This window comes from Methanolobus tindarius DSM 2278, assembly GCF_000504205.1.
GTDB lineage: Archaea > Halobacteriota > Methanosarcinia > Methanosarcinales > Methanosarcinaceae > Methanolobus > Methanolobus tindarius.
In genome coordinates, this window is sequence record NZ_AZAJ01000001.1 from 442,155 (window position 1) to 456,119 (window position 13,965).

Sequence of the window (13,965 nt, forward strand, 5' to 3'; positions counted from 1 at the left end):
CTTCACATTCCTCCCTTACAAGAACCAGAAGAGTTAGCTTCACCGGATGGCTTTTCAAGTTTTCCAAGAATACCAAGAAGATCCTCTTTTGAGAATGCACCCTTTTGAAGTATGGTAAAAGCATTGTTGTTAAGATAGTCCGCTTCATCAGATTCTATATCCTTAGCAGTGCACACGATCAATGGTATATTTATTGTCCTTGAATCAGATTTTAATGTTGATATCACATCAAAACCGTTTACATCAGGCATCATCAAATCAACTATCAGGACATCTGGATGAGTTTCAAATGCCTTGTTGATACCTTCCTGACCACCACCGGCAGTAATCACATCATATCCGAATGAACGTATCATCTCGGAAAGCATTTCAACCACCATTGGATCATCATCGATAACCAGAGCCTTAAACGATGTTTTTCCGGACTTTGTAACAAGATCAGAAAGAAGTCCCAGCAAGCGGTCAGAATCGACAGGTTTTGTCAGGTGATCCACAATACCAACAATCATGCCGATATCCTTTTCACCAAGTGATGAAAGAACCACCACTGGAATTGAAGACGTGCAATCGTCTTTTTTCAGGTTTTCCAGTATTTCGGTACCATCCATACCAGGGAGATTCAGATCAAGAGTGATGGCAAAAGGATGTACTTCTTTTGCAATTTCAAGTGCTTCTGCACCATCTTCTGCCAGAATTAACCTGAAACCTGCATCATTTAGCATAAAACTCAGAAGTTCTCTGGAATTCGGATCATCTTCCACCACAAGGATAAGTGGTTCCGAGCCATCTGAATTTTCCGGTTCAAGAATTACCAGATCATCTGCCGAACTTATTGTTGACGTTTGGACGATATCTTCTGAGTTCTCATCTGTAATCAATCTGGCATTTAGATCTTTTTCTTTGAGATTCAGAGGTACTTCAATATAGAATGTCGAACCTTTGCCCTGCTCACTTTCAACATCAATTGTACCACCATGAAGTTTAAGAAGGTTCTTTACAAGAGCAAGGCCAAGACCTGTACCCTCAAACTTCCGTGTACTTGCCGAGTCAAGTTGTACAAATGGATGGAAGAGTTTTTCCTGGTCATCACTGGATATACCAATACCGTTATCTTTGACACTCAGCAAAAGTATCTGGTCTTTCATTGAAATATCTACATGAACTTTACCATTATCAGGAGTAAATTTTATTGCATTGCCAATTATATTGTACATTATTTGTTTCAGTTTGCTCCTGTCGGCGTTTATGAAAATACTCCTGGGTCTCATGTTGAATTCAAGATTAATATTTTTCTTTGATGAGAGTGGTTTCATCATTAGATGGATATCAGATACCAGATCAGAAAAATCAAATATTTCATAGAAAAGTTCCATCTTTCCTGCTTCTATTTTTGAAATATCCAGAATATCATTAATCAGATTCAACAGGTGTTTTCCACTATGGGATATGTTTGCCATAAACCTGCCTTGCTTGTCATTAAGTTCTCCAAAACTTCCGTCAAGCAACAGATCAGAGAAGCCTATGACTGAATTCAGGGGAGTGCGCAGCTCATGGCTCATGGTTGCGAGAAATTCGCTCTTAGTCCTGTTTGCAGCCTCTGCGTTAATCTTTGCATCAATCAGCTCATTTTCAGTTTTCTTTATGTCGGTAATATCTATGAAACTTTCAATGAAGAGTTCACGGCCAGATAGATTAACAATTTCCACAGATTTCAGAATAGGGACTTTTGTACCATCTGAACGTATAATCACACGTTCTGATGTGTCAATGGACTGACCAAGATCAGTAATCGGACAACTACCAATTTGACTGGGACAAATGAATTTATGACACAGACTGCCTATCAGGTCTTCTTTTTTATGCTGAACTATTTCCAGAGCAGTGATGTTAACATCTACTATCTCATGAGTATTGGCATCGATGACAACTACTCCACAATTTATATTGTCTATAATAAGACTCATCCTTTCCTGATTTTCATGTTCCAGTCTTTCTATTTCTTTTCTTTCGGTAATATCACGAATGATAAGCTGGACTATCAAGTCTTTTTTATCCACAAGAGTAGCACTTACTTCAGCATCTATCTGTTCTCCATTTGCTTTTTTTATCTGAATCTCAGCTTTACTGAAGTTATATTTTATTGAATCCCTTATAATTGTATGTAGCAATTCCAGCTGGTCATTATTTACCAGATCATTTAATTCTATGCCAACAATGGCATGATCTGTTACACATGCAAAAGTGCACGCTTTTTCATTAAGATCCTGAATCATTCCATCTTTCACGATAAAAATTGCATCATTGGAATGTTCAAAGAGTAACCTGAACCTGCGTTCTTTATCGCGAAGAAGATCTTCGGATTTCTTGCTCTCAGTAATGTCCCTGAAACTAAGAATTCGGCCAATGACTTTGTCTTTTCCAAATAAGGGGAATGTAGAAACTTCAAAATAAGTATCATTGGTGAATTGTACAATAACAACATTCGTTACTGCAGTCATGTGATATTTTTGCAGCATGGAAAACAGATGATCATAATTGACAATTCTGTCTTTAAGATGATTAAATAGCTTAAGGCCATCTTTCTCAGCAAGTGTGTGTTCCGGAATATCCCATAGTTCAATAAACTTAGATTTGAAATGAGTCATTTTGTAGTTTTCATCTATGACAATGACACCTTCAGAAACAGATTCTATAATTGAAGAAAGAAGACTTTCTCTTGCATTGAGAGTTTCAGCCAGATTATCTATGCTTGAAGCAAGTGATGATATTTCATCATTTCCCGGAATATCTGTACTTTCATAAGATGACAGATCAGTCTCTGCTGAATCTACATTGTTCTTTAGGATGATTAAACGGGAAAGGATGCCATTTTCCAGAAACACAGTTCCCGCTGTTCCATAAAGAATACCTGCAAAAATGATTGCATAAAGAAGATAAGCAAATGTGGCCTTAGCCTTCTGGTGTATTATACGCGGACTGGATATTTCAAGAAGAAGGGCGGGTTCCCCATAAATGTCATTAATCACAGTATATCCAAGAACAGTATTCTCGCTAATTGGTTCAATGTGAATCTTTTCAGGAGTAGTTGTTGACAAATCTATTTTATTAAGAGTACTTTCATCTAAACTGGAACCTTGCAGGACTTTATAGTTCAATGGAGTATTGTGTACATCTGTAAAGAAGTCGGCCATTTCAGGAGTAAAATAATATCCGGTTATAAGCGTACCCATAGAACTGGAATTACTTAATGAATCCTTGATAGGACGTGATGAAAAAATAAGAGGACCTTCAGGCAATATTATAATACCAGAGGGGGCATAGTTGTTAGATTCTGATGGTAATAAGGGATTTTCCCCCGAAAGTATTGAAAGCAATTCTGAGGAAAATTCGGTTTCTGTTTCCTGATAAGAATCATATGTTTTTTTGAAAAGAATATTGTTGGAATTATCAAGAAAGACTATCACATTAAGATGCATTGCTTTCATGTCTTCATTTTCCAGATTAGACTCGACATAAGTAGAATCATTTGTTGACATGAATTCACTTGTAGCCACACTAGAAGCCATTCCCTGAGTCAGCATTTCAAGGTTAAAACTTGCCTGTTCAAAAAACTCTGTAGCTTTATCCATGTTATCCGTAACAGTCTGACGTTCAAGATCGTCAAAACTATGGAAAATAATCGAACCTGCACTGATATACAAAGTAAGAATCAGGAAAAATAGAGTCAAACTGAAAATTATCAATGTCTTAGAGCGTAATTTCATGGCTCAACCTCAAGAACTATTACGCAAAAAGAGGATCAGTTTGAAGTTTCAAGGTGATATTGGATCTTTTCCTTAAAACTGTGGATATCTATTGGTTTGGAAATGTAATCGATGCATCCGGCAGCAATAAAACGCTCATCGTCACCGCGCATGGAATGTGCAGTCAAAGCTATTACCGGAATATCTTTTGTAGCTTCATCTTCCTTTAATCGTGAAAGAACTTCAAGTCCGTCCATTTTAGGCAACTGAATGTCCAGAAGGATCAGGTCAAACTCTTTCTCTTTTACCTTTTCCAGGGCTATGAACCCATCCTCTGCAGGAGTTACTTCATATCCATAGGACTCCAGCAGATCCACAGTGAGTTCCATGTTTACAGGATTGTCCTCAATTACAAGTATGTTGCACATTTTTTCCCTCGAAATATTAGCTCCCGCTTTGCTTTTAATCTTAAAACATCAGCAATATTCAGGGAGAATATTGAAATGTATTTAGGATCTGATACGGGTGATAAATATAATAAATGGATGATAATATTATGTAGTTGGTTACTCTATAAAAGCATATCGCACACCAATATTCACAATTAACATTTTCCAAATGTTGAACTATTTCTTACAAAAAATAACAGAACTGGATGGTGAGAAAATTAATCAGCAATGACGGAGTTTTACATAAGAACCATACAAGAGCTAATTCATATCCAGGTTAAAGATCAATTGAGGCATACTGAATGAAAGATAAAATTACGGACATACACCAGTCACCTTTCAGGATGGTGCTTGCAATAACCGGAGGAGGAACTGAAGCTATCGGAGAACTTCTACGCCATGGCAGAGGTTCGGACACTCTTCTTGAAGCCATTGTGCCTTACAGTAAGGAATCTTTACATGAACTGATAGGGAAAAAACCGGATAGTTATGTTTCTGCTGAAACCGCAAAGGATATGGCAATGTCAGCATATCGCCGTGCATTGCTGCTGGATTCCAGAACTGAAAAAGCAGAACCATTGAACCTGATAGGAATTGGCGTCACATGTAAACTTGCAAAGCAGGGAGATGAGCGTGAAGGCAGGCAACATGAAGTATATTTTGCAAGTCAGTCATACCACAAAACTACTGTATCAGGTGTTTCTTTTGAAAAGAAAGGAAGCAGGGAAGAACAGGAAAGTATTACAGCAAATTTCATCTTAAACAGAATAGCATCCCTGTGTAAACCGGAAAAATATGCAAAAGACGCCAACCTGGAAGATAATACGAAAGATAGAACACTTATTATCGATAAAGAAACTGAAGCCGATGGTGAGACCTCAAAGCTGCTTCTAAATACACTGGAAAGTATTAATTCCGGGAAGAATTCACCACAAAAAGTAAATCTGGGAAAAAATTCCAACAAGCCATGCATTATTATGTCAGGTTCTTTTAACCCATGCCACAAGAACCATATTGAAATGGCAATGATAGCTTCTGAAAAATATGGCATGCCTGTGGATTTTGAAATATCCCTTGCCAATGTTGACAAGCCACCTATTGACTACATATCCCTGAAGGAAAGAGTGGATTCTGTCAGGGTTTGTATACAGGATATGGGAAAGGGGTCGGCAGGAAATATATATCTGAGTAACTCTCCACTTTTTGCTGATAAGGCTATTCTGTTCCCGGATTCTGTTTTTATAATAGGGACTGACACCCTGAACAGGCTCTTTAATGTCAATTATTACAGAGAAGGTGAAGACATGCAGAGTCTTATCGATCATTTCAGGAAGTATAATATAAGGTTCCTGGTTTTCAGGAGAAAGGATGCGCAAATCTGCATTGAGATTGATATCCCGGATATCTGCGATATAGTCTCCTATGATTGCTACAATGATGACGGTACATCATCAACAAAGATACGAAATGAAAGAAATGCAGTTTCAAATAATTCTACAGGCATCGTATATTGAAGGGCACCCTCTCATGTCATTCGTTTTTATAATATCTGCATTCACTGCTTTTGCAAGTTTATGAACAATGGCCTTTGATTTTGCTACACATTCAGCGTCCATATCATTCCAGTTACCGGATGATATGTTGTCAAGTGTCTTCTTCAGCATTAAAATTTCATCTTTTGATACGCATTCATTACTGTCTACACAGTAGTCATTTTCTTTACTCAGGTTCTTTAAATTACAGAGTATGGCATCCAGCCTGGAGCTTGTGAGCTCTTCATTAAACCTGTGCTCAGACGGATTTACATTTTCTCTCTGATAATGAACTTCCGCCAGGAACAGGAACCTGTCACATTCGTAGAACCAGTCTCTAACGTCATATAATAAATTCATACCCACACTGTGTAATGTATTGACATCCATAATATAAAAGAGTATGGAAGTAACAATGTTACTTATTTAATGACATGTTAGCAACATATAAACAGAAAAATATAATTCCTGAAAACTATCTCTAAAGTATATAAGAACATTAGCTAAATTCTGATAATTAAAGGTCTTCACTATTTATCAGGAAATATGAGCACCAGAGTTTCTCATCCCTGTAACTGAGCATACTTATTCTTTCCCTTGTCATTATATCAAATAATTTTTCTATACCCGGCGGATAGGATCCCATTGGATTAAGGGGCACAAGAGGTTCACCGTCAACCATTTCCACATAATACAGATCAGAACTAAAATTCCGTATAAAACTAATGTCATAAGCAATAAAAACAGCAATTATGTCCTGCATTAAAACAGGAGGAGTAAAATGTTCCAGATCCCTTTCTGTCAGCTCTGTGAGAGTGTTGTCCATGAATATGAATAAACCATATGCAATAAAAGTAATTTGTTACGGCTAATGCAAATATACATAGCTCTGTTGGAATAGTCTGAAAGTTACAACGTGAATAATACAATCAAAAACCGAATTATTGTAACTATACGTTTTGTTGTATATTTCAAATTTGAAATATCAAATAGCACGCACTTAAATAAACCATAAGAAAAAAACATAAAATGATTACACATGATTAGTCCTAATTTGTAAGCCATACATAAGTATGAACAGTCACACATTTCAAGAATAAGAGTATGAATATGTAATCATAAACTCAAAGTTCAACTAACATCAGTTGAATTGGCAATAATACAAAAACATACCAGTATGAAAAAAGAAAATCAGTAGGTGTTGCGGTTGCGACCCTGTTCTATAGACATTTTCAGGACTTCTGGTTCCCGGGACCCCAGCATAAGGCGCTTCCCATTTCTAAATTCAATCATCAGACCCTTGTTACCACTTATATTGTAGGCTTTGCCGTTTCGACCATACCTTATACCCCACCCACCATAATCCCTGAGTGGTCTATATCTCACAGCTTCAGCGGACAGTATATCGCTGAAAGGAAAATGCCTGAATGAAAGATGGAATGGGAAAAACTTCACGTAAAGACCGCTGTTGCGCACAACAACCACAAGACGGATGGACAGCATGAAAATAGGGAAAATAACTCCCATACCAATAAGGATTGCTATCATTCCTTCATCAGATGCAGGATTGCTGCCAAAAGGGCGGCCATACACAAGCTGTTCTATAGCGCCGTACCATGTCATCCCTGTGGTCACAAGTAATAATGCCAGTAACCATATTTGCCTGAATTTCTGTACTTCCCTGAATATGACAGAGTCTGCAGAACCATCGTAAGTCATCAACAAAAATAAGAAACTGAAAATATATAATCATTGTTAATATTCTGACCCGTGAGGAGAGCAAAATGTATTCTATCATCTACACCACAACTTCAAGCAAAGAGGAAGCAAAAAATATTGCCAGGGAACTTGTGGAAAACAAACTTGCGGCCTGTGTCAATATACACGCCATTGATTCTGTTTATGCATGGGAAGACAACGTTGAAGAGGATATGGAGTTTGCACTCTCAATAAAGACTTTAACTTCAAAAACACAGGATATAACCAATCATATCAGAAAGCTGCATAGCTATGAACTTCCTGCAATCATCTCATGGAAAATAAACGGGGAAGCTGAATACCTGAGATGGATATCCGAGAGCGTTGTGTAAGACGATTAAAGAAAAAAATGGAAAATATGAAAAACAAAATACATGAAAATGAATCAATGCAGAGAAACTGCATCAATTCAAAAAACTAAGTTCTTTTTATTCCGTTTTCTGCTGGATGATAGTCCTTACAGGGAATGGAATCTCAATACCTTCTTTTTCAAATTCAGCATTGATTTTAGTGTTGACTTCGTTTATTACAGTAAATTTTTCTCCGGGATGAGTTACCCACATTATCATGGCAAAGTCAAGGCTGAAATCGCCGTGATTATCGAACCTGACATAAGGTGCAGGATCATCCAGCACAAAATTGACATCTTTTGCAATGCCAGTCAGAATTTCCCTGACTTTCTCTACATCAGAACCATAAGCAACACCTATTGTCACTTTGACCATCATTGTCTCTTCAGGAGAAGTGTAATTTGTTATTTTGCTGTTGGCAATTATGTTGTTAGGGATTACAATCATGTTGTTATAGAGGTTCTTGATTCTGGTACTGCGTATACCTATTTCCTGTACTATGCCTATCTCACCGTCATCAATTTCTATCCTGTCCCCGGGCTTGAATGGCTGGTCAAAGTAAATCGAAAGACCACCGAAAAACTGGGAAATTGTATCCTGTGCTGCAAAAGCAACTGCCAGACCCACAATACCTGCTGATGCAAAAAGTGGAAGAATGTCCGCATCCCACACACCTTTCAATATTGCAAGGACTCCGAAGAAGACAATTAGCACATCAAGTATATTCTTGAATAGGGGAAGAAGCTCATCATCCATCCGGGTGTCTGTTTTTCTGACAAGATGAGAGAATACATACTTGAAGAGTATTTTATCTATTTTTAGCAGGGCAAAAATCCATAAAATACCCAGGACTGTTAGCAGAAGACCCATAATAATTTCTATGGCGGCATTTCCAGGGAGCACAATTTCTGCAGCTATGAAAGCTCCCACAAATGCAACTGTATAGAATATCGGTTTTTTAAGAGCATCAACAATTAGGTCGTCACAATCATAACTAGTCTTTGCAGCGTAATGAAGGAAGACCTTTTCAAATAAAAGATCTGCAATAAAAGCCAGTATTACAGATGCAACTATTACAATTGTTGCAGCCGCAATATCCGAACCAAAAATACCGGATTGTGACTGCACGAATTGATTAATGTAAACAGGGATTGTGTTGTTCAGAAACATGCTGCTTGGTTTGAATAAAATATATATAAACTTTTTTAAACATACAACAGGTTTAGAGAGTGGAATACCAGCAAGAAGGATAATATAGGGAACTGCAAATAATGCGGATAATGAAAGAACGCAATTCTGATGTCGCAGTCACGTGGATAGAGAAAGGGCTTAGTGAGAAGGACCCTGAAAAGAAACTACATTATTTTGGTCTGGCACTTGAGCTTGATCCGAAAAACCCGGTGGCACTCAACAACAAGGGCATGCTACTGTATAAGAAAGGGAAATTTCACGAAGCTATTGAGTGTTATGATAAAATACTCAAACAGTACAACATGTCCAGGTATCTTCCTGCTCTTTATAACAAAGCCCTGGCATTAAAGAAAATGGAACGTTTTGAGGCTGCACTTACTTTTATGAACAGGGCACTGAAACAGCAGCCAGACAATGATAAGATTAAACTGCATGTCGAAAACCTTACACTAATTGTTGAAGGAAAAGAAGAAATAAAACCACGTAAAGAAACTCAGATTTCAATAGAGAAACTTGCTGTTAACCAGGTTTACGTCCAATGGGAACCTCCTGCAGTAAGTACACTGCTTGCATATGAAATGAAATGCAGCCAGAAGGATATAAAATACTACAAAGGATTCGGGGAAGATCTTGTAAAGGAAAAGATTATTCAGGACAAACTCAACAGAAGAGCATATTGCTGTGGAACATGCCGATACCATAAAAATGAACTCTGCCAGCACAAGGACACTAAAGCAATGTCGATTTCTCTAAATGCCATATGCAGGAACTTCAGGCCAGAATAAGAATGGATAAAAAATAGAAAATTAAAAGCAAAAATAAATTGAAAAGGGTATCATAGGACACCCAGATCTGTCAGACGCTCAGGAAGATACCTGTCCGTCACAAAATCCAGACCTTTTCCTGCAAAGGCCTGCTGTTCGGCTTTTTTGTTAATTTCAAGCTGGAGACTTATCTGCTCTTTCCAGTAATCGCTGGCAAACCTTGGATCTGTAAGCTCACTTCTCAGGGCTGCAACGTCCTTGTCTGTAAGCTTATCAGTGGACAGTTCATATTCCACAATATCAGAAGGTTGAACACCAACAAACTGAGCACCCGGTGTTGCCATATGCTCTGAAAGATGAGCACTTTTAATAGCACCATAAGCCACCGATGCAAAGATACGATATGACCATGGGTCACCATCAGTAAAGACTACTACAGGAATATTCATCTCCTCATTCATCCTCTTGATGATACGACGCGTGGAACGTGCAGGTTGCCCTTTCAGGTGCACAAGAATGGCATCATTTCTTTCATCAAAACCATTCTCAATAAGCCTGGCATACATACCACCAGTCTCAACGGCAATGATGAATTTTGCATCCGTATCAAGGAATTCGATATTTTCAACGTTGAACGGAATCTGATAACCACTTTCACCTATGTCTTCCTGACAATGAATCACACGGTCTCCACGCTTCGTTTCTTCACGCAGACGGATAGGACCGAACATTGTTGCACCGTCTTCCTCAGGACGCATGTGGAAATATTCCCTCTGAAGACCGGAAATAATCTCAAGATCCTCGATGAGCCTGTCACTTTCAGGCTGTTCACGGAATTTTGCTATATCCCAGTTCTCTGAGATATAATACAACTCTCTTAAAGTAGACCCTCTATTCTGCCCCAGGTGGTTTTTCACCAGGAAATCTATAACATGGCTGGTTTTCAATAACTGGAAAGCACCTTTTACAGTCTTTGCGCTTCTTTCGGTTTCCCTGTCACCATAAACCCATACATCACTATCTTCACTGTATTCTATGTTGGCTTTTGTACGACTGGGAAGAGATACACTCGGAACTACCTCATCAGTAAATTGATCATACAGTTCACCTGCAAGACCGAGTAAACGGCCTCTTGCAATCTCATCATGTTCTTTTTTCTGCGTAGAAAGATTATCTGCCATTTATTTACCCCCTGATAGCTTTTGCACCGGTAACAACTTCTTCATCAAGACCCTCCACTATCAAAGTGGGTAATTTTGCTATCTCAGCTTCACTGAGTGTTGCTACAGAGTAACTGAGGACTTTAGACGCACCTGGTGAAACACTTAGCTTCCATATATAATCAAAATCACTACCCATGCTTATCACCTTGGGCTGCGGCACTGCATTTTCGATTTCAAAAGGCACCATATCATGTACATTGAAATTTTGTTTTTTACTGGTGTAATTCTTAGCCCTGATAGAGATCTTTGCACCACCATTACCATCAGGTTCTACTATCCTGTCTACCAGAAGATTGCCCATGACCTTTGCAACCACAGGATTTATGTCAGGAACATCGCGTTCAAGAGTTTCAGCAAGTTTGCTGGCCATTTTTGGCAGCACCTTTGTGATAATAACCTCTTTTTCACGCCTCTTTTTGAGATCATTACGTTTGTTAAGATACCTGTTCATCTTTCTGGCTACTTCTTTAATGGCAAGCTCTATCTCATCCCTTATTTCAGGAATTTCTGCCACAGCATCCTTGGATTCGGAAGTGAAAGGAACATTGGTTGATGCTACGTGAACTAAAATAACCACAGGACCTGTTGGAAGTCCTCCGCCTGGCTGGCTCAGACCATACTGCTTCCACTTAACAGACTCAATCGCATGAGTGATAACACATCCACCTTGCTGATACAGGAGCGGAACCCTGTTGGCAAAACGCATGATATCCACACGGTCGTCTTTTTGGAGTTCACCACCAAAGGCGATACCAACTTCAACAATAAAAGGATTACCTGAGAATACAGATGCGGTTCTGGTGGTTGTGGCTATGAAATCAACACTGAACTCCTTCTCAAGTCCTTTGTAGATAAGTTCCTCACCAATAGGAGAAAGACAATCTGTAGGTGGAGCCATTATCTTTACCCTGGAGAATGCATCCAGCAATTTACGGGACTGGTCCCTTGTCATCTCATGCGGATCAAGTTCCGGGTCAAGTCCGGAGGCCTTGCATATTTCTTCTGCGGCAAGATGACCAATCTTTGAGAATGAGTAACGCAGGAAGGGGGAAAGCTTCTGTCTTTCAGTATACCTCAGCATTTTCATCAGAGTACCAAGCTCAATACCATGCGGATGAGGCAGTATCTCTTTTGCAGGAACCGGAAGTTTGTCCGTGGCCCTTTCAAAAGTTTCCTGGTTTCCATCCGGTTCAATCAGGGTAATTCTTGCATGAGGATTCACGATTGCAGTGGCTTTCAGATACTCATAGATGGACTGGCGTCTTCCCTTTACATAGGAAGCTTCCATTTCCATTTCAATGCGAGTACCATGTGGCCTGTCCCAGTCTACCACATCATCCCTGATAATCTCAGGATCGTTGGTACTGGTGTTTATCATTAACTCGTAATAGTGTGCAGGTTTTCCATGACCTATTTTAGACGTAATCTTTGTATGGTGACCTGATGTCAGTTGTGAATAAAGCACCGATGCCGATATACCTATACCCTGCTGTCCACGACTTTGTTTTAGAGCGTGGAACCTTGAGCCGTAGAGGAGTTTTGCAAAGACCTTTGGAATCTGCTCCTTGATGATACCAGGCCCGTTGTCTTCCACGATGATTACCACGTTGTCTTTGCCCGAGCGTTCTATATGAAGGAAAATGTCAGGAAGTATTTCTGATTCCTCACATGCATCAAGGGAGTTATCCACTGCTTCCTTGACCGTTGTTATTAGACTGCGCGGGGCTGAATCAAAACCCAGAATTTGCCTGTTCTTTTCAAAGAACTCTGCAACGCTTATTGATTTCTGGTTTTTGGCAAGTTCTTCTGCAATTGGATTATCCATAAAAGTATCTTCCTCGTCCGTTATTGGTCACTATCCCTTGTGACCAGAAAACAATAACCACGAATATATAAAAATGTTTTTTCAGGATCATGGATACGTCTTTTCCATGATCCCAGGTTTTGAGCAAATTATGCTACTTACAGTGATTGCATATAAATTAAAAGTGAAGTGAAATCTATTTCAGCTCTGCACCCACAATTGTCTGGGTTGCGGTTACTGATTCTGTTTCACGTATAAGATCGACTATGCTGTTAAGATTGCCAAGGTCATCAACCTCAATAATCACAACAAAGTCATATTCTCCAAAAACGTGATAGATGTCCTTTATACCTTCTATTCTGTTGAGTTCGTTAAAAGCTGTCCTTTCACTACCTGGCAGCACATTAACCATAGTTACGCCTATTACCATTTTATCACTTAGACAGAAGTAGGATACAAAGTATTTAGAAGTTTTCAATAATTCATTTGAGCCTCAGAAAAGCAGAAAATATCTAATAAATATAATCGACATCAAGAGCCATGTTTCAAAAATCACCTCATCATAATGATGAGTATGAGAATAATCTTTATATACTAAGAATATCATACTAGGAATTGATGAGCGGGTTATCCTCTTTTTGACAATAACCCCCACTCCCCAACCCGCTCATACTCCACTCCACTTTTCTGATACATAATATTAAAAATCAATCAGCTTGGGCTTTGTTTTTAAATATCCTCCAACCATTAGGGAAAAATCAATAATTATGACCGGATTTGTATGAACAAGCATACATATGAATACTGCTGATTTATAAAAATAACAGAGTACTTTTTTCTTTAATGTTGCACAATTCATACAGAATAATACAACAATCCAAACAAAAGTAAATGATGATATTTCATCCATGCAGCAAATTTCATTTGAAAACAGACATTACAAATCAATCGTTTATCTTATGGGGAATAATACATCTAGAGCTTTAGAATATGAAGCCTGTAAAATACAAATCAATAAACGACACCATCCAACTTTACATAAAATAGTATTCAATTATAAATACAGAAATGATAAGATATAATTTAAAGTTGATTATTACATACGAATAATATAAAACATACATTAGAGAATATACCATAAAATATATTCA

General features: G+C 38.4%; 13 protein-coding genes. 3 read left to right on the top strand and 10 right to left on the bottom strand.

Features of this window, described 5'->3' with window-relative positions:
• Positions 1 to 2: 2 nt before the first annotated feature.
• On the bottom strand, positions 3 to 3,764 hold the full coding sequence (locus METTI_RS14970; RefSeq protein ID WP_023844135.1) for a response regulator: 3,762 nt from the start codon (positions 3,762 to 3,764) through the stop codon (positions 3 to 5).
• A gap of 35 nt (positions 3,765 to 3,799) precedes the next feature.
• Positions 3,800 to 4,171, bottom strand: a complete 372-nt coding sequence (locus tag METTI_RS01975) for a response regulator (RefSeq protein WP_023844136.1) — start codon at positions 4,169 to 4,171, stop codon at positions 3,800 to 3,802.
• 323 nt (positions 4,172 to 4,494) lie between these two features.
• Between METTI_RS01975 and METTI_RS01980 the strand changes: the two genes are divergently transcribed.
• A complete protein-coding gene (locus tag METTI_RS01980; protein WP_023844137.1) occupies positions 4,495 to 5,706 on the top strand; it encodes a nucleotidyl transferase family protein in 1,212 nt (403 codons plus the stop codon).
• Here the strand turns inward: METTI_RS01980 and METTI_RS01985 are convergent.
• The 3 genes from METTI_RS01985 to METTI_RS01995 all read right to left on the bottom strand — a co-directional run bounded on the left by METTI_RS01985 (position 5,677) and on the right by METTI_RS01995 (position 7,443).
• The gene (locus METTI_RS01985) at positions 5,677 to 6,114 is read right to left on the bottom strand and encodes a hypothetical protein (RefSeq protein ID WP_023844138.1); all 438 of its coding nucleotides are present in this window, start codon (positions 6,112 to 6,114) and stop codon (positions 5,677 to 5,679) included. The genes METTI_RS01980 and METTI_RS01985 overlap by 30 nt on opposite strands.
• Before the next feature lie 127 nt (positions 6,115 to 6,241).
• Positions 6,242 to 6,550 carry a hypothetical protein gene (locus tag METTI_RS01990; protein WP_023844139.1) on the bottom strand — a complete coding sequence of 103 codons (309 nt, stop codon included), beginning with the start codon at positions 6,548 to 6,550 and terminating at the stop codon, positions 6,242 to 6,244.
• Positions 6,551 to 6,915: 365 nt separating this feature from the next.
• The gene (locus METTI_RS01995; protein WP_023844140.1) at positions 6,916 to 7,443 is read right to left on the bottom strand and encodes a DUF6141 family protein; all 528 of its coding nucleotides are present in this window, start codon (positions 7,441 to 7,443) and stop codon (positions 6,916 to 6,918) included.
• Positions 7,444 to 7,508: 65 nt separating this feature from the next.
• On the opposite strand from METTI_RS01995, the gene cutA reads away from it, so the two are divergent.
• Positions 7,509 to 7,814, top strand: a complete 306-nt coding sequence (gene cutA, locus METTI_RS02000) for a divalent-cation tolerance protein CutA (RefSeq protein WP_023844141.1) — start codon at positions 7,509 to 7,511, stop codon at positions 7,812 to 7,814.
• 96 nt (positions 7,815 to 7,910) lie between these two features.
• On the opposite strand, the gene METTI_RS02005 is transcribed toward cutA, so the two are convergent.
• On the bottom strand, positions 7,911 to 9,002 hold the full coding sequence (locus tag METTI_RS02005; RefSeq protein ID WP_023844142.1) for a mechanosensitive ion channel family protein: 1,092 nt from the start codon (positions 9,000 to 9,002) through the stop codon (positions 7,911 to 7,913).
• Between the two features lie 110 nt (positions 9,003 to 9,112).
• Here METTI_RS02005 and METTI_RS14975 point away from each other — a divergent pair, with 110 nt between their 5' ends.
• On the top strand, positions 9,113 to 9,808 hold the full coding sequence (locus METTI_RS14975; protein ID WP_169729092.1) for a tetratricopeptide repeat protein: 696 nt from the start codon (positions 9,113 to 9,115) through the stop codon (positions 9,806 to 9,808).
• Positions 9,809 to 9,858: 50 nt separating this feature from the next.
• Here METTI_RS14975 and METTI_RS02015 read toward each other — a convergent pair whose 3' ends face one another.
• The 4 genes from METTI_RS02015 to METTI_RS15990 form a co-directional block, all read right to left on the bottom strand.
• Complete coding sequence (locus tag METTI_RS02015; RefSeq protein ID WP_023844144.1) at positions 9,859 to 10,968, bottom strand: DNA topoisomerase IV subunit A; 1,110 nt, start codon at positions 10,966 to 10,968, stop codon at positions 9,859 to 9,861.
• A gap of 4 nt (positions 10,969 to 10,972) precedes the next feature.
• A complete protein-coding gene (locus METTI_RS02020; RefSeq protein WP_023844145.1) occupies positions 10,973 to 12,835 on the bottom strand; it encodes a DNA topoisomerase VI subunit B in 1,863 nt (620 codons plus the stop codon).
• Positions 12,836 to 13,010: 175 nt separating this feature from the next.
• On the bottom strand, positions 13,011 to 13,244 hold the full coding sequence (locus tag METTI_RS02025; RefSeq protein ID WP_023844146.1) for an Lrp/AsnC ligand binding domain-containing protein: 234 nt from the start codon (positions 13,242 to 13,244) through the stop codon (positions 13,011 to 13,013).
• Between the two features lie 270 nt (positions 13,245 to 13,514).
• Entirely contained in the window at positions 13,515 to 13,724 is a 210-nt protein-coding gene (locus METTI_RS15990; RefSeq protein ID WP_048135044.1) for a hypothetical protein, read from the bottom strand.
• Positions 13,725 to 13,965: the final 241 nt, after the last annotated feature.

Excerpts from the sequence above, each read along its gene's own strand:
- METTI_RS02020 (WP_023844145.1), bottom strand. The coding sequence starts at position 12,835 with ATGGATAATCCAATTGCAGAAGAACTTGCCAAAAACCAGAAATCAATA.
- METTI_RS01985 (WP_023844138.1), bottom strand. The coding sequence starts at position 6,114 with ATGGATGTCAATACATTACACAGTGTGGGTATGAATTTATTATATGAC.
- METTI_RS01980 (WP_023844137.1), top strand. The coding sequence starts at position 4,495 with ATGAAAGATAAAATTACGGACATACACCAGTCACCTTTCAGGATGGTG.
- METTI_RS01975 (WP_023844136.1), bottom strand. The coding sequence starts at position 4,171 with ATGTGCAACATACTTGTAATTGAGGACAATCCTGTAAACATGGAACTC.
- cutA (WP_023844141.1), top strand. The coding sequence starts at position 7,509 with ATGTATTCTATCATCTACACCACAACTTCAAGCAAAGAGGAAGCAAAA.
- METTI_RS02005 (WP_023844142.1), bottom strand. The coding sequence starts at position 9,002 with ATGTTTCTGAACAACACAATCCCTGTTTACATTAATCAATTCGTGCAG.
- METTI_RS15990 (WP_048135044.1), bottom strand. The coding sequence starts at position 13,724 with ATGGATGAAATATCATCATTTACTTTTGTTTGGATTGTTGTATTATTC.
- METTI_RS14975 (WP_169729092.1), top strand. The coding sequence starts at position 9,113 with ATGAAAGAACGCAATTCTGATGTCGCAGTCACGTGGATAGAGAAAGGG.
- METTI_RS14970 (WP_023844135.1), bottom strand. The coding sequence starts at position 3,764 with ATGAAATTACGCTCTAAGACATTGATAATTTTCAGTTTGACTCTATTT.
- METTI_RS02025 (WP_023844146.1), bottom strand. The coding sequence starts at position 13,244 with ATGGTAATAGGCGTAACTATGGTTAATGTGCTGCCAGGTAGTGAAAGG.
- METTI_RS01995 (WP_023844140.1), bottom strand. The coding sequence starts at position 7,443 with ATGACTTACGATGGTTCTGCAGACTCTGTCATATTCAGGGAAGTACAG.
- METTI_RS01990 (WP_023844139.1), bottom strand. The coding sequence starts at position 6,550 with ATGGACAACACTCTCACAGAGCTGACAGAAAGGGATCTGGAACATTTT.
- METTI_RS02015 (WP_023844144.1), bottom strand. The coding sequence starts at position 10,968 with ATGGCAGATAATCTTTCTACGCAGAAAAAAGAACATGATGAGATTGCA.